This is a genomic window from Leeuwenhoekiella aestuarii (genome assembly GCF_004104055.1).
GTDB classification, from domain to species: Bacteria; Bacteroidota; Bacteroidia; order Flavobacteriales; family Flavobacteriaceae; genus Leeuwenhoekiella; species Leeuwenhoekiella aestuarii.
This window is the reverse complement of record NZ_QOVJ01000004.1, coordinates 1-15,162: the sequence shown is the minus strand read 5'-3', so window position 1 is coordinate 15,162 and position 15,162 is coordinate 1. Positions and strand designations below refer to the sequence as shown.

14 protein-coding genes are annotated in these 15,162 nt (G+C 37.2%); 11 read left to right on the top strand and 3 right to left on the bottom strand.

Annotation, left to right across the window (positions count from 1 at the left end; all coding sequences use genetic code 11):
• Positions 1–91: 91 nt before the first annotated feature.
• The 11 genes from DSM03_RS11760 to DSM03_RS11710 all read left to right on the top strand — a co-directional run bounded on the left by DSM03_RS11760 (position 92) and on the right by DSM03_RS11710 (position 13,420).
• Positions 92–250 (top strand): DUF1328 family protein, encoded by a 159-nt coding sequence (locus DSM03_RS11760; RefSeq protein WP_073099802.1) that lies wholly within the window; start codon positions 92–94, stop codon positions 248–250.
• Between the two features lie 20 nt (positions 251–270).
• Entirely contained in the window at positions 271–753 is a 483-nt protein-coding gene (locus DSM03_RS11755; RefSeq protein WP_128762168.1) for a lipocalin family protein, read from the top strand.
• Between the two features lie 85 nt (positions 754–838).
• Entirely contained in the window at positions 839–1,543 is a 705-nt protein-coding gene (locus DSM03_RS11750; RefSeq protein WP_128762169.1) for a YiaD family glycine zipper/OmpA-like lipoprotein, read from the top strand.
• A 103-nt stretch (positions 1,544–1,646) separates the two neighbouring features.
• Positions 1,647–2,768, top strand: a complete 1,122-nt coding sequence (locus DSM03_RS11745; protein WP_128762170.1) for an NAD(P)/FAD-dependent oxidoreductase — start codon at positions 1,647–1,649, stop codon at positions 2,766–2,768.
• The gene (locus tag DSM03_RS11740) at positions 2,765–3,466 is read left to right on the top strand and encodes a methyltransferase domain-containing protein (protein WP_128762171.1); all 702 of its coding nucleotides are present in this window, start codon (positions 2,765–2,767) and stop codon (positions 3,464–3,466) included. The genes DSM03_RS11745 and DSM03_RS11740 overlap by 4 nt, the downstream gene beginning before the upstream one ends.
• Positions 3,442–4,509: a type III polyketide synthase gene (locus DSM03_RS11735; RefSeq protein ID WP_128762172.1), complete on the top strand. Its 1,068-nt coding sequence runs from the start codon at positions 3,442–3,444 to the stop codon at positions 4,507–4,509. The genes DSM03_RS11740 and DSM03_RS11735 overlap by 25 nt, the downstream gene beginning before the upstream one ends.
• Positions 4,503–5,312 (top strand): SDR family oxidoreductase, encoded by an 810-nt coding sequence (locus tag DSM03_RS11730; RefSeq protein ID WP_128762173.1) that lies wholly within the window; start codon positions 4,503–4,505, stop codon positions 5,310–5,312. The genes DSM03_RS11735 and DSM03_RS11730 overlap by 7 nt, the downstream gene beginning before the upstream one ends.
• A 27-nt stretch (positions 5,313–5,339) precedes the next feature.
• Entirely contained in the window at positions 5,340–6,359 is a 1,020-nt protein-coding gene (locus DSM03_RS11725) for a threonine aldolase family protein (protein WP_128762174.1), read from the top strand.
• Between the two features lie 231 nt (positions 6,360–6,590).
• Positions 6,591–9,947, top strand: coding sequence for a transglutaminase family protein (locus DSM03_RS11720; RefSeq protein ID WP_128762175.1), 3,357 nt, complete (start codon positions 6,591–6,593; stop codon positions 9,945–9,947).
• Positions 9,948–9,965: 18 nt separating this feature from the next.
• Positions 9,966–12,530 carry a circularly permuted type 2 ATP-grasp protein gene (locus DSM03_RS11715; RefSeq protein WP_128762176.1) on the top strand — a complete coding sequence of 855 codons (2,565 nt, stop codon included), beginning with the start codon at positions 9,966–9,968 and terminating at the stop codon, positions 12,528–12,530.
• On the top strand, positions 12,530–13,420 hold the full coding sequence (locus DSM03_RS11710) for a transglutaminase family protein (RefSeq protein WP_128762177.1): 891 nt from the start codon (positions 12,530–12,532) through the stop codon (positions 13,418–13,420). The genes DSM03_RS11715 and DSM03_RS11710 overlap by 1 nt, the downstream gene beginning before the upstream one ends.
• A 3-nt stretch (positions 13,421–13,423) precedes the next feature.
• Here DSM03_RS11710 and DSM03_RS11705 read toward each other — a convergent pair whose 3' ends face one another.
• The 3 genes from DSM03_RS11705 to DSM03_RS11695 form a co-directional block, all read right to left on the bottom strand.
• The gene (locus DSM03_RS11705; RefSeq protein ID WP_128762178.1) at positions 13,424–13,882 is read right to left on the bottom strand and encodes a GNAT family N-acetyltransferase; all 459 of its coding nucleotides are present in this window, start codon (positions 13,880–13,882) and stop codon (positions 13,424–13,426) included.
• Positions 13,883–14,147: 265 nt separating this feature from the next.
• Positions 14,148–14,366, bottom strand: a complete 219-nt coding sequence (locus tag DSM03_RS11700) for a hypothetical protein (RefSeq protein ID WP_128762179.1) — start codon at positions 14,364–14,366, stop codon at positions 14,148–14,150.
• 158 nt (positions 14,367–14,524) lie between these two features.
• Entirely contained in the window at positions 14,525–14,902 is a 378-nt protein-coding gene (locus DSM03_RS11695) for a PH domain-containing protein (protein WP_128762180.1), read from the bottom strand.
• Positions 14,903–15,162 lie beyond the last annotated feature (260 nt).

Below are 15,162 nucleotides of genomic sequence, written 5' to 3'. Positions count from 1 at the left end.
ACAGCGACGAGTTAAACACTATTAATTCTAAAAAATCAATTCTACATTCTGAGTAGTTTTGAAGCATTACTAACCAATAAAATTTAGAATTATGTTAAAGTGGACTGTTATATTTATCGTTATTGCAATTATCGCAGCAATCTTTGGATTTGGTGGAATTGCATCAGGTGCAGAGAGTATTGCAAAAATTCTTTTCTTCATCTTTATAGTATTATTTTTAATCAGCCTTCTTTCAAGATTATTTAGATAATAACTTAATCAAAATCAATTATGAAGCGTATACTAAGCGTACTTTTATTAAGTGTGTTTTTAGTTTCTTGCGGTACCAGTAAAGTGGTTAAAGAATCTAGAAAAACTCTTAAGGGATACTGGAATTTAGACAATATCAATTATAATAATGCTCCTGGTGTTTATGATGTAACTCTTTTTGGAGATGCATCTTCAGAATGTCTTGTGGGTAGTACCTGGAGATTTATACCAAATAACAACTTTGGTAATTATGAGATCACCGATGGTAGCTGTACATTAGGAAAGCGTTATTTTGTGTGGAGTATTCCTGATCAAGAGGGTGCAACATCTTACGATATTCTTTTGAAACCAACAGATGAGAAGATGAAATCTACTATGAACAATGCAGGTTTCCGTTTAAATATCAATTATTTATCTGATAATGAGTTGACATTTACTCAAACTGTTCAGGTTGACGGAAAACCCTTTACAATTGTGATGAATTTCTCTAAAATTTCAGAATAAATTAAACTAGAATATGCTTTCTATTTGAGTCTAAGGGCTTAATTTGAAAGCATATTTTAATTTTAAATCAAATAAAAAAACAATTATGAAAACTATACTTAAAAATGTTTCTGTATTAGCTGTGGCTATTACAATGCTTACCGGTTGCGAAGCGACTAAAAATGCTAATAATCAACAAAAAGGTACTGTAATAGGTGCTGCAGGTGGTGCAATCTTAGGAGCCGTGATTGGTAATAATGTAGGTAAAAAAGGTGATGGTGGTGAATTAGGAGCTGTTATAGGTGGTGTCGTAGGTGGTGCAGCCGGTAATGTTATCGGTAAGAAAATGGATAAGCAGGCACAACGTATTGAAGAAGAAATTCCGGGTGCTGAAGTAGAACGTGTTGATGATGGTATCGTCGTAAACTTTGATGAGAATAGTGGTGTTTATTTTGCTACAAATAAATATGATATAAATGCAGCATCTCAACAAACGTTGGATGGTCTAGCAAAAGTAATGGCAGAATACCCTAAGACTAATGTATTGGTTGTAGGCCATACAGACAGTACTGGTTCTGCAGAATATAACATGACGCTTTCTAAAAATAGAGCTCAGGCTGTGACAAATTATTTATCTAGTCATGGTGTTTCAGCTGGTAGATTCACCACACAGTGGTACGGTGAAGAACAACCAAAATATACTAATGAAACTGCAGAAGGACGTTCTAAAAATCGTCGTGTAACTTTAGCAATTGTTCCTAATCAAGAGATGGTGAACGAAGCTAAGCAAGAGGCTGGCGAAGGTCAATAAATTTTTTTCCTTTTTTAGGAAGATTAATTGAGATGGAAAACTCCTTACAATATCAATTGTAAGGAGTTTTTTTGTGGTCTTTATTTAGTATCTTCAAACAGCTTTGAAAAAGAACTTAAATATTGCAATACTAGGTGGTGGTCTAGCAGGGCTCACTGCGGCCGTACACCTCAAAAAAGCCGAATATAATGTTCAGGTTTTTGAGAAAGAAGCGTATCCTAAACATAAGGTTTGTGGGGAATATCTCTCTAATGAGATAATTCCCTACTGGCAAAAACTGGGCGTAGATCCGTTTGATTGGGGAGCGGTTGAAATTTCGGAGCTACATTTTACGACATCTGAAGGGAAAGATATTAAAACAGCCTTGCCGCTTGGAGGTTTTGGGATCAGTAGATATAGCTTAGATTCAAAAATGGCTGAAGTAGCTCAGGAAGCTGGTTGTAAATTCATTTTTAAAACTGTAGAATCTGTTGTTTTTGATGAAAATTTTATCATAAAAACACAGGATAACTCTCAGTATAAAGCAGATCTGGTCATAGGTTCTTTTGGTAAACGCTCTAACCTTGATATTTCGATTTCCCGGAAATTCATAAAACAGAAAAGTCCGTGGTTAGGTGTGAAGATGCATTACAAGGCTAAAGTAGATTCTCAAACTGTACAGCTTCATAATTTTGAAGGTGGTTACTGTGGGATCTCCCAGGTTGAAGATAATAGAGTGAATGTTTGTTACCTCACGCATCTGGATGCCTTTAAAAAATGGGGAAATCTCAATAATTTTCAGAATCAGGTGTTGAGGCAAAATCCATATTTAGATGCATTTTTTTCAGAAGCTACACCACTTTTTAAAAAACCCTTAAGCATTAGTCAGGTTTCTTTTCAGCAAAAACAGCTTGTAGAAAATCACGTTTTAATGTGCGGAGATAGCGCCGGGCTCATACATCCGCTTTGTGGTAACGGGATGGCGATGGCGGTTGTGGGAGCTAAAATACTTTCAGAATGTATTATAGAATACCAGCAAAGCAATCTAAAGCGAAGTCAACTAGAAACTAACTACTCTAAAAAATGGAATGCAGAATTTACCGCCAGACTCAGAACCGGGCGTGTTTTGCAACGTATCTTACAAAATAAAACAGCAACAAATTATTCCTTAAAAGCGTTACAAACGTTCCCAATTATGATGGATAAATTAATAGCTTCAACTCATGGAAAATCAGTTAGCTTTTGAGAACAAGAAGTCTTATTCCTGAGTTGATGGACGATCCTAAGTTAAGTGAAGATCGCTTGCAGGCAGCACTAAAAGACGTAACCTTGGTAAATCGTTTTTTGGGAGGTCAGCAAATTACCATAGATGGTATCAAACATTTTACAAATAAGTTTCCGCAGAAAAGATACAGCATAGTTGATCTGGGGTGTGGTGATGGCGCGATGCTGCGTAAAATAGCAGATTTTGCCCGGAAAAATAAATTTGATTTTCAGCTTTTAGGATTGGATCTAAACGCAAAAAGTATCGCTTTAGCAAAATCTAAATCAGCAAATTATTCTGAAATAGAATATTTTCAAAAAAATATTTTACAATTGAATAAAGACACCTTTAGTTGTGATATTATTACTTCTACGCTTACCATGCACCATTTTACAGATGTAGAGATTCAAACTTTTTTAATGCAGTTTTTATCTATTTCAAAACTGGGTGTCGTTATCAATGATTTACAACGCAGTCGTGTCGCTTACGTTTTATTTAAAGCCTTTAGTGTGGTGTTTATGAAAACGCATATTGCACGGCATGATGGTTTAATTTCTATCAAAAGAGCATTTACAAAAAACGAATTATTAACTTTTACCCAAAAGCTTCCGCTAGAGTCTTATAAACTAAAATGGCGCTGGGCTTTCCGATATTTATGGATTCTAGAAAAACAGCAGTAAAGATAGCAGGAGTAGCTAAAGCAATACCACAATATCACCGGGAAACCCCAGATATTTTACCACTATTAGACGTTTGGCTTGCAGATCAAGAAGACCGATTTGTGCGTAAGGTTAAAAAGATATTTACCAATGCAGCAGTAGATAAGCGCTATAGTATTATGGCTCCTGAAGAGGTTTTTACAGCAACTTCTTTTGAGGATAAAAATGATATTTACAGTCGCGAAGTTATCAAACTGGGGGAGCAAGCTCTTAGCGATGCTTTAAAGAAAACCGGTTGGGATGCGCAAAGTTTAGATTATATAATCACGGTGAGTTGTACCGGGATTATGATTCCTTCTCTTGATGCTTATCTCATTAATAAATTACATTTAAGACAAGATATTACACGACTTCCCGTTACTGAAATGGGTTGTGCAGCGGGCATCAGTGGTATTTTATATGCTAATGATTTTTTAAAAGCCAATCCTGGCAAGCGGGCAGCGGTCATAGCGGTTGAAAGTCCTACAGCGACATTTCAGCTTAATGATTACTCTATGGCAAATGTGGTGAGCGCAGCGATTTTTGGTGATGGTGGGGCTTGTGTTTTGCTCTCTTCTAAGGAAGAAGATCAAGGTCCGCAAATAGTTGATACCGGGATGTACCACTTTTTTGATGCTGAAGACATGATGGGCTTTAGGTTGACGAATACCGGGCTAAAAATGATTTTGGATCCCAGTGTTCCAGAGACGATCGCTTCAAACTTTCCAGACATTATTGACCCATTTTTAGAACGAAATGGTATAACAATAGCAGATGTTAATAATCTGGTATTTCATCCCGGTGGAAAAAAAATCGTTCAGACCGTTGAAGAGCTTTTTGGCAAACGCGGAAAAAACATCGATGATACTAAAGAAGTTTTGAGACTTTATGGCAATATGAGCAGCGTTACGGTGTTGTATGTTTTGGAACGATTTTTAAATCGAAAAATCCCTGCAGAAGATTACGGATTGATGCTTAGTTTTGGTCCTGGTTTTTCGGCACAACGTATATTGTTAAAATGGTAAATAACTTTGAATTCAATACAAAATCCGGTTCTAATTCCTGGGCACTTATACTGGGCGGAAGCAGTGGTTTAGGCTTTGCATCTGCTCAAAAGTTAGCGAAAAAAGGCTTGAATATCTGCATCATTCACCGCACGCGCCGAAGCAAACTCAAAGAATTTGAATCAATTTGCGAATCACTAAGAAGCGGTGGTGTTGAGGTAGCAGCATTTAATAAAGATGCGATGAGTGCAAATACGGTTGCAGAAATGATTCAGTTTTTTAAAGATAATAATGCTGAAATTTTAGTGCTTTTACACAGTATTGCAAAGGGAAATCTAAAACCTATTTATTCAGAAAAAGCAGAAGAAGCAACTTTGACCGGTAAAGACTTTTTACTAACTGCCGAAGCTATGGCGGTAAGTTTGTACGACTGGGCAAGCGCTTTCGCGAAAGCAAAACTATTTAAGGAAAACGGGAGAATTCTCACATTTACCAGTGAGGGGAGTACAAAACCTTTACCCAATTATGCAGCAGTTTCTGCAGCAAAAGCCGCGCTTGAAGCCATTGTAAGAAGTCTGGCATTTGAGCTAGCTCCCTTAAAGATAACTGCAAATTGTATACAAGCAGGAGTAACAGATACCGAGAGTTTACAACTCATACCGGGTAGTGCCGTTTTAATAGAACAAGCTTTAGCACGCAACCCCCAAGGGCGACTAACGACTCCACAAGATGTGGCTAACGTGGTTTATTTATTGAGCAAGCCTGAAGCGAGCTGGATAAATGGAGCTGTAATTCCGGTAGATGGCGGAGAACATTTGAGATAATTGACAACCAATTAATAGAATACAATAATGAAGATTGATTTACGTAGCGACACTGTTACAAAACCAACCCCGGGAATGTTAGATGCAATGATGACCGCAGAAGTGGGTGATGATGTATATAAAGAAGATCCCAGTGTCAATAAACTGGAAAAACATATAGCAGACCTTTTTGGGATGGATTCGGCCTTGTATTTTCCTACAGGAAGTATGACCAATCAAGCTGCAATTAAGATTCACACACAACCTGGTGAACAATTAATCGCAGATAAATTTGCACATGTTTACAATTATGAAGGCGGTGGTGTCTCGTTTAACAGTGGTGTTTCTTGTAAATTAATTGATGGGCACCGGGGTATGATTACGGCAGATCAGGTTGAAGAACAGATCAATCCGCCAGATTTTTATCACAGCCCCTTAACTTCTTTAGTTTGTCTGGAGAATACTACAAACAAAGGCGGTGGAGCTTGTTACGATTTTAGAGAAATTCTTAAAATTAGAAAAGTGTGTGATGACCACGGCTTAGGACTTCATTTAGATGGTGCGCGTTTATGGAACGCGCTTGTTGTTACCGATGAGTCTCCTAAAGATTATGGTGCTGCTTTTGATACCATTTCGGTGTGTTTATCAAAAGGCTTGGGGGCACCTATGGGTTCTGTACTTGTGGGTAAAAAGGAGTTTATGGATAAAGCTATGCGCGTACGTAAAGTGCTGGGTGGTGGTATGCGTCAGGTAGGTTTTGCTGCAGCTGCAGGAATTTATGCTTTAGAGTATCACTGGCAACATATGGAAGAAGATCACAAACGCGCTCAGGAACTTTCAGTCGCTCTAAATCAAATTAACGATGTCGCGCACGTAGAACCAGTTGAGACTAATATTTTGATTTTTAAACTTCGTGCAGATGTTGATGAGTCTCAATTTATAACCAAGCTAAAAGATGCTGATATTCATATTAGTGCTTTAGGAAAAGGTAAACTGCGTATTGTAACGCATTATGATTACACTGCAGAAATGCATACTCATTTTTTAGACTTTTTAAGTAAACTGTAGTTTTTCAATTGTCTCTATTTTAAAAGTCAACAACCTATCTTTTAGGATAAATATGATGTTTTGATTAATGAAATCAGGTTCAAACTCCTTTAAATTATCGATTTTCTAAAAATTTAAGATTTAATAGGAGTTTTTGATGCTTAGTGCTTGATTTTCTTTACGGTATGCTATCTTAGTATATAGTTAACCCATTAGTGCTTTTGTGCTAAAATTATTCAAAATCAGTTCTTTATGGCTTTAAAAGTTGCGATCTCCCATAAAACGAAATATAAATATGACAAACGTATTTCGCTTTCTCCACATATTTTCAGATTGCGTCCTGCACCACACAGTAGAACTCCTATTGAAGCTTACTCCTTAAAGATAACACCTGAAAATCATTTTTTTAACTGGCAACAGGATCCTTTTGGTAACTATCTGGCTCGTGTGGTTTTTCCTGAAAAGACAGACGAACTATCTATAGATGTTGAAATATTAGCCGATTTAAAAACAATAAATCCGTTTGATTTTTTTGTTGAGGAAGCGGTTGAAGATTTTCCATTTAAATACAAAGAATCTTTAAAAAAGGAATTATTACCGTATCTGGAAATTACAGATGACGGTCCGTTGCTTAAAGAGTTTCTAAAAACCATAGATGTTTCTGAGCAGCTTACTATTTATTTTTTAATAGGTATCAATCGTCATATAAATGAATATTTAGATTATACTGTTCGGTTAGAGCCGGGGGTTCAAACCTGTGAAGAAACCCTAGATAAAAAATTAGGTTCTTGTCGGGATTTTGCTTGGTTACTGGTACAGTCTCTTCGGCATTTGGGTTTGGCAGCACGTTTTGTTTCGGGTTATTTAGTGCAATTAAAGTCTGATGAAAAATCCCTGGATGGCCCTTCTGGTCCAGAAGAAGATTTTACAGATTTGCATGCTTGGGCAGAAGTCTATATTCCCGGAGCAGGATGGATTGGGTTAGATTCTACTTCTGGTCTTTTAGCCGGAGAAGGGCATATTCCGTTAGCGTGTACGCCTTCGTTTGAAAGTGCAGCACCCGTAACCGGTTTTTCTGATCCTGCAGAAACGGAGTTTGAATTTGACAATTCGGTGACGCGTATTTTTGAATCTCCGCGAGTGACAAAACCTTATACAGAAACGCAGTGGAAAGAAATTTATGATCTGGGTTTTGAAGTAGAAAAAGAATTGCAAGCTGGTGATGTGCGTCTCACCATGGGAGGGGAGCCCACATTTGTATCTATTGATGATATGGAGTCTGAACAGTGGAATACCGCTGCAGACGGACCAGAAAAGCGTAAACTTTCTGAAGATTTGTCAATACGACTATTGCACAAATTTGCCAGCGGGGGAATGTTTCATCATGCTCAGGGGAAATGGTATCCCGGCGAACCTATTCCGCGTTGGTCTATAGGTATCCATTGGCGTAAAGATGGTTTGCCACTTTGGAAGGAGGAAAGCCTTATGGCTTCTTTTAATAAAGAGTATGACTTAAAAGAAGGTATTTCTAAGAAGTTTTTACAAGAATTAGCAATTAATCTAGGGATTCGTCTGGAGTATATTATGCCCGCCTATGAAGATGTGTTCTATTTTATGTGGGAAGAGGGTAGATTACCGGTAGATGTAGATCCTATGAAAGGAGATGATACGGTTACTTCGGTACGTAACCGCTTGAATAAAATATTAAAACAAGGACTTGATAAAAAGATAGGGCACGTTTTACCTTTAGCAAACATTCAAGGGAAATGGGTTACCAATCCGTGGAAATTTAGACAAAACAATTTGTTTTTAATTCCGGGGAATTCACCAGTTGGGCTTCGGTTACCGCTCAATTCGTTAATAGAAGATCCTGAAGTGGCAACACAACCTATAGCAGACCCAGATCTTTTTGATAAGCGCAAGCCTTTTGGTCCTCATGGGGAAGCTTTGGAAAAACGTAAAGCTTCAGCGAAAGCGAAAACAAAAAACGGAAAGGTTGATTATAATGCCGATAAAAAAGAGAAAAACCCGTTTGCACGTACAGCAATTTGTGCTGAGGTTCGCGATAAAAAGCTCTACCTGTTTTTACCGCCTTTAGACGATGCTGAAACATTTATAGATCTAATTGCATCTATAGAAGCTACTGCAAAACAATTGAATACACCTGTACTTATAGAAGGCTATGAGCCTCCAAGAGACAATCGCTTAGAAGTATTGAAAGTAACACCAGATCCAGGTGTTATTGAGGTAAATGTGCACCCTGCTAAAAATTGGGATGAGCTTACTAAAAATACATTAACACTTTATGAAGAAGCAAAAAAGAGTCGTTTAGGTACCGAAAAGTTTATGCTTGATGGCAAACATACCGGCACCGGTGGAGGGAATCACGTGACTTTAGGAGGTATTAGTCCGGCTGATAGTCCGCTACTACGCAGACCAGATTTATTGCGCAGTTTATTAACCTTCTGGCAGCATCATCCGGGACTTTCCTATTTATTTTCCGGCGGATTCATAGGTTCCACGAGTCAGGCACCGCGTATAGATGAAGGAAGACAAGAAAATCTATACGAGCTGGAAATCGCTTTCAATCAAATACCGGAAGACGAAGATGTGCCGTTTTGGTTAACCGATCGTTTGTTTAGACATTTATTAACCGATATAACCGGAAATACCCACCGTGCAGAATTTTGTATCGATAAATTATACAGTCCCGATTCTTCTTCTGGAAGATTGGGTATTTTAGAACTGAGAGCCTTTGATATGCCGCCACATGCTCAAATGAGTTTGATGCAAATGTTACTGGTGCGTACGTTGGTTTCCTGGTTTTGGAATGAGCCGTATAAGCATAAGTTAACCCGATGGGGAACACAATTGCATGACAAATTTTTAATGGAGCATTATGTGCGGGAAGATATCAAAGATATTGTGGGTCAACTCAATGCAGCGGGATATCCATTCAAAGTAGATTGGTTTGATCCGTTCTTTGAGTTCCGTTTTCCACTTTATGGAATGGTAACTATCAAAGATATGAATGTAGAATTGCGCGCTGCTATTGAACCGTGGAATGTGCTGGGTGAAGAAATGACTGGTGGCGGAACTTCCCGCTACGTGGATTCTTCATTAGAGCGGGTGCAAATTAAAGTTTCTAACTTTAATGATGAGCGATATGTTCTCACGTGTAACGGTGTCAAAGTACAATTGAGTAATACGGGTGTAAAAGGAGAGTATGTTGCAGGAGTACGTTACAAAGCCTGGCAACCTTGGTCTGCGCTGCATCCTACGATTCCGGTAGATACACCGTTGGTTTTTGATATTGTAGATTTATGGAATCAACGTTCTATAGGAGGTTGTACCTATTTTGTATCGCATCCGGGAGGGCGCTCATACGAGACGCATCCTATTAATAGTCTGGAAGCAGAGTCTAGAAGAATTAATCGCTTCTGGGATATGGGGCATACTCAAGGTAATCTGGTCTATACAGAAAAGGAACCAGATAGTAAATTGGTAGGACGTACTTTAAAATCCACAACTTCAGAAAAAACATTTAATTTTAAAGAGATTCCGGTAAATCCAGAATTTCCACATTTATTAGATTTACGGAAGAAATAATTACTTACAACCCTGAATATGACGGTGGCTACTAATGCTTGGTTTACTAAGTATTTTACAGACTATACCTACGATGAGATGTTTACTCCAGATCTTAGCGTTAAAGAAGATTGGCAAGAACTTTTAGAGAACTTTAAGCGCATAGGCATTGACGGTTTAACCCAGCGGCAGAATGATATCAACTGGCTGCTGGAGGAAAACGGAGTAACGTATAATGTATACAACGATCCTAATGGTCTAAATAGACCTTGGAACCTCAATGTTGTTCCTTTTATTTTGCAGTCTGAAGAATGGCGACAAATAGAAAAAGGACTTAAACAACGCGCACATCTCTTAGATTTAGTTCTTAAAGATATTTATGGAGAGCGAAGACTCATCAAAGAAGGTATTGTACCGCATGAAGTGATATATGGTCACAGAGGTTTTTTGAGACAGTGTGATAAAATCAACTATAAAATAGATAAGCATTTATTGCTTTATGCAGCAGATCTTGCGCGGGGTAGTGATGGCAGAATGTGGGTGGTAAATGATCGTTCTCAGGCGCCTTCTGGAATGGGGTATGCCTTAGAAAATAGAGCTACAGCAAACCGTGTTCTGGCAGATGTTTTTGCCGATATGAATATCAAGCGCCTTTCAGAATTCTTTAAAGAGTTTAATGAGTTTCTTTTAGAAGTATCTCCTGAGAAAATAGAAAATCCCAACATTGTAATTCTTACACCAGGTTCACATAACGAGACTTATTTTGAACACGCTTATTTGGCATCATTTCTAGGATATCCCTTAGTTCAAGGTAATGATCTGGTAGTGCGAGATGGTTTCTTATTTATGAAATCGCTTAAAGGACTTAAACGGGTGCACGTGGTGTTGCGTCGTGTAGATGATGTGTTTACAGATCCGCTTGAATTGCGTGAAGATTCGCATTTAGGGGTAGCCGGATTATTGGATGTAGTAAGAAGGCAAAATGTAGCGGTGGTAAATCCTATAGGAAGTGGAGTTTTAGAAAATCCTGGCTTGATTCCTTTTATGCCTGCTATTTGTAAATTCTTTTTAAATGAAGAATTACAGCTTCCACAGATTGCATCTTGGTGGTGTGGCCAGGAAAAGGAGAAGAAATATGTACTTGAAAACTTGTCTAATTTGGTTGTAAAACCCATAGACCGTACTAATAGAGAGCACATTCATTTCGGATCTCTGATGTCTGAAAAAGAACTAGAAGATCTTAAGAAAGAAATAATTAAAAAACCTTATCACTTTGTGGCTCAGGAGCGCATTAGTTTTTCTACAACTCCTAACTACAGCAAAGGCACTTTTGAACCCCGCAATATGGTTGCCCGCACATTTACAATGGCTGGTAAAAATGGTTATAATGTGATGCCGGGAGGTTTAGTTCGTGTCGCTCCAGAACGTGGAAAACTACGGGTTTCTAATCAGCGTGGAGGTACGAGTAAAGATTTTTGGATCATAGGTGATTCTAAAAATGAAGAACGTCAAAACTATAGTTGGAACCGCAGAACTGCAGTTTCTGTGAGTGGTCTTGATGACCTTCCGAGTTTAACAGCCGAGAATCTGTATTGGGCAGGAAGATACGTGGGCCGTACATTGGTCAATGCACGTTTTTTGAGAATGGTGCTCAAGCAAATGAACGCTCCTGACACAGTAGCTAATCAGCAGGCGTGTTCTGTAAAAATGAATATTCTGTATAAAGCGGTAACGCAAATGACGGGTACTTATCCTGGTTTTATGGATAAGGACAAGGCCGGGAATTTTGCGATTGATAATCCGTTGAAGGAAATTATCGCAGTTGTTCTTGATAAAAATAAACAGGGAAGTCTTGCTAATACAATGATGATGTTTAGCAATTCATATTATTCCATAAGAAACTTATGGAGCAGTGACATGTGGCGTGTTTTTGAGAATATTCAAAAATTGTGGCGCAGTCTTGAGAATGAAAAAGATGTTACGGTAAATAAGATGATCAAAACCCTCAATCAATTGATTACAAGACTGATCGCATTTATGGGTCTTATTGAGGAAAGCATTATGGTAGAGCAGGGATTATTACTTTACTTTATTGGTCTTCAGTTGGAACAAAGTATGCTCACAATTACAAAATGCCGTTCTTTACTGGTTATAAAACAATCTGGTCAAACCGAATACGAGATTTTAGAATCCCTGTTGAGCAGCCACGAAAGTCTAAATATTTACAGATACAGTTACCGTTCTTTTATACGAGTAGAGCCTGTGATCAGTCTACTTTTAATGGACCTAAAATACCCGAGATCGCTTACCTTTTTATTAGGTCGTTTGCAAAAAGACATTGCAAGATTACCACATTCTAAAAAATCTGATACGTTTATGCAATACGAGAAGAACGTATTTGAAGCGTTTTCTAGCCTAAGGCTTGCTAACTCAGAAGAGCTGGCAGTAGTGGGTGGTGAAAACAGTCTCATACGGGAAGATCTTGATATGTTATTAGAAAAACTAAGTGATTTGCTTTTTGAAACTTCTCAATCAATATCTAATACCTATTTCAACCATACTTATAAGCAAAGTCAGTTAGTAGATCAAAACTTCCCCTTATAATGCTCTATTCTGTAACCCATACCACAAAATACGATTATGATGCTCCGGTAAGTTATTGCCATAATATAGCAGTACTTAAGCCAAGAAGATCACTAGGGCAGGAGTTGCTCGAGTATAAAATGGTAATCTCACCAGAAGCTGATGAAATTTCTGAACGTATAGATTTTTTCGGAAATTATATTACGCGTTTTTCTATTCAGAAAGAACACCGTCAATTGAAGGTTACTACAAAGAGCAAATTACGTCGGGAATATGAGCAGTTTAAAACAGATTTCAGGTCTGATAAATGCGTGAAAATTACGCTGGAGCAGGCAAAAAATTCTCTATTGAAAACGGATTTAGATATTCTTGAAGCCAGACAATTTGTACTCGAATCGATCTTTATAAAAAAGGCCAGTGCTGCAGTTGAAATGTATGCCAGACAGAGTTTTAAACCCAATCGATCGGTTTTTGAAGCAGCAGAAGAATTGATGCAACGTATTTATACAGACTTTGATTTTGTCTCTGGTTTCACCAGTGTTTCAACACCCATAGATGAGGTGATGGAAGAACGCAAAGGGGTTTGTCAAGATTTTGCACAGATTGCTATAGCTTGTATAAGATCTATAGGTTTACCCGCACGATATATAAGCGGATATATTGAAACCTTACCGCCTCCGGGACAAGAAAAACTTGTAGGAGCAGATGCCTCACACGCATGGTTTTCTATTTTTATACCGGGTTTTGGCTGGGTTGATTTTGACCCAACTAATAATCAAATCCCCGGAGATCAACACTTGGTTGTGGGGTGGGGAAGAGATTATTATGATGTACCTCCTTTAAAAGGTGTGGTGTATGGTAGCGGAAAAAGCAAACTTGCGGTTGAGGTTGATATCGCACGAGTGATTTAGAAGTTAGATTGAACCCAAATACTTTAAGAAGCACATACTACCACCTATACCGCTATACTGCCCGTAATTAGGAATAATATCATAATCACGTTTCTTGTATAATGCAATAGCAGGAGGCTGAAATATCCCCGTTTCAAGTATACATTTATTATAACCTATTTCACAAGCCCAATTTTCTAGAGCTTCAAGAATAGCACTTGCATAACCGCGTTTTCTATATAAAGGTTTAGTATACATCCTTTTTATTTCTACGCTTTTAGGACCGTATTCTCGAAAAGATCCGCAAGCTACAGGTATACCGCTATCGTAAGCAACGATCACATTTTTAATTCGGTCTAAGGAATTGAATTGATTATAGAATGCATGATCTTCACCATCAGTTACTTTAAGGGTCTGATCTAATTCTTTTATCATTTTTAAGAAATCGGCATTCTTAGAATCGGTACGTACAAGATTAAGCATGTCTAAAATGATGTTTGGTTTGTTGAACTCGAAAGATACATTTCTAGAACACTTTTTGAAAGATTTACAGAAAGTATTTTTTTAAGAGTTATCAATATATGGCTCTAAAACTGTATTATATATAAATTGAAGGAGTTTAATTTTAGAAATATGTAATATATTATCAATAAATGATGGTATATAAACATCTTAAGAACTTTAATTTGATCAATATAGAACATAAAAAAACCTGCATACGCAGGTTTTTAAAAGATTTTCTAAATTCTTACTTTAAGGGAATATATTCACCGACTAATAGCCCTAAACATTTCAATTCGTTTTTAATTCGCTCATAAACACTAGGCTTTGTATAATCTACAGCGATAATATTTTTCTGGAGATTAATTTCAAGAACGCGTACTTCCATAATCCTATTGAGACACATTAAAATAACTTCTTGTGTGCCTTTAAAATTATGGTCTGAGATTTTTAGAGCGGCTTTCATAGTCCTTATTTTGGCGAATTAAATCGTTTAGAATTTTAAAAGTACAATTAGATTTCAATTTAAATGTTAAAGAAATGTTTTAAAAATATTGATTTACAAGGTTTTAGTGTTAATTTTTGAGCTAAACCGTTTAAGTATTATACAAGCTCAAGTATTCGTTAAAGCACTTTACCTGCTAAGTAACGCTGCACGGCATATATATCAATCTCCTTTGTAAACTTTTTATTGACGCTAGGTGTATTTTCACTAGAAATCCAGATTTTTAATTCAGAATCCAGATCAAACGTACCTGCGCTTTCCAAAGAAAATCTAGATATACTTTTATAAGGAAGTGATTTATATTCTGTTTTACTTCCAGTGACTCCTTGCTTGTCTATAAGTATTAATCTTTTTGAAGTAAAAATAAATACATCTCTAAAGAGTTTAAATCCCAATTCTATATGCTCTCTTTCAGTTAAAAGCCGCTCGTATTTAGAAGTTAACTCCTCAATAGATACTTCACTTGCATTTCCTAATATTCTATTTAGTATACTCATGATTTTTTTAGTTTGTTAGTATTACTAATGAGTTACGAAAGAAAATTAAAAAGAGTTACACCTCGATTATTGTTTAACAAGACTTTAGCGTGTAGCGTGATTTTCTCTTAAAAGTTTAGATCATAAAAAAAAAGCATCCACTTGGGATGCCTTTTCCAATTCAATTTATTTTACTCGATACTCGAGACTTGTCACGTTCAGTTTAATATTTCGCGGGCTTGTCCCGAAGTAGTTTGCTTCTAAAACGCGTTAGCTATAAT

Excerpts from the sequence above, each read along its gene's own strand:
- DSM03_RS11720 (WP_128762175.1), top strand. The coding sequence starts at position 6,591 with ATGGCTTTAAAAGTTGCGATCTCCCATAAAACGAAATATAAATATGAC.
- DSM03_RS11760 (WP_073099802.1), top strand. The coding sequence starts at position 92 with ATGTTAAAGTGGACTGTTATATTTATCGTTATTGCAATTATCGCAGCA.
- DSM03_RS11700 (WP_128762179.1), bottom strand. The coding sequence starts at position 14,366 with ATGAAAGCCGCTCTAAAAATCTCAGACCATAATTTTAAAGGCACACAA.
- DSM03_RS11750 (WP_128762169.1), top strand. The coding sequence starts at position 839 with ATGAAAACTATACTTAAAAATGTTTCTGTATTAGCTGTGGCTATTACA.
- DSM03_RS11735 (WP_128762172.1), top strand. The coding sequence starts at position 3,442 with ATGGATTCTAGAAAAACAGCAGTAAAGATAGCAGGAGTAGCTAAAGCA.
- DSM03_RS11715 (WP_128762176.1), top strand. The coding sequence starts at position 9,966 with ATGACGGTGGCTACTAATGCTTGGTTTACTAAGTATTTTACAGACTAT.
- DSM03_RS11730 (WP_128762173.1), top strand. The coding sequence starts at position 4,503 with ATGGTAAATAACTTTGAATTCAATACAAAATCCGGTTCTAATTCCTGG.
- DSM03_RS11755 (WP_128762168.1), top strand. The coding sequence starts at position 271 with ATGAAGCGTATACTAAGCGTACTTTTATTAAGTGTGTTTTTAGTTTCT.
- DSM03_RS11695 (WP_128762180.1), bottom strand. The coding sequence starts at position 14,902 with ATGAGTATACTAAATAGAATATTAGGAAATGCAAGTGAAGTATCTATT.
- DSM03_RS11705 (WP_128762178.1), bottom strand. The coding sequence starts at position 13,882 with ATGCTTAATCTTGTACGTACCGATTCTAAGAATGCCGATTTCTTAAAA.
- DSM03_RS11725 (WP_128762174.1), top strand. The coding sequence starts at position 5,340 with ATGAAGATTGATTTACGTAGCGACACTGTTACAAAACCAACCCCGGGA.
- DSM03_RS11710 (WP_128762177.1), top strand. The coding sequence starts at position 12,530 with ATGCTCTATTCTGTAACCCATACCACAAAATACGATTATGATGCTCCG.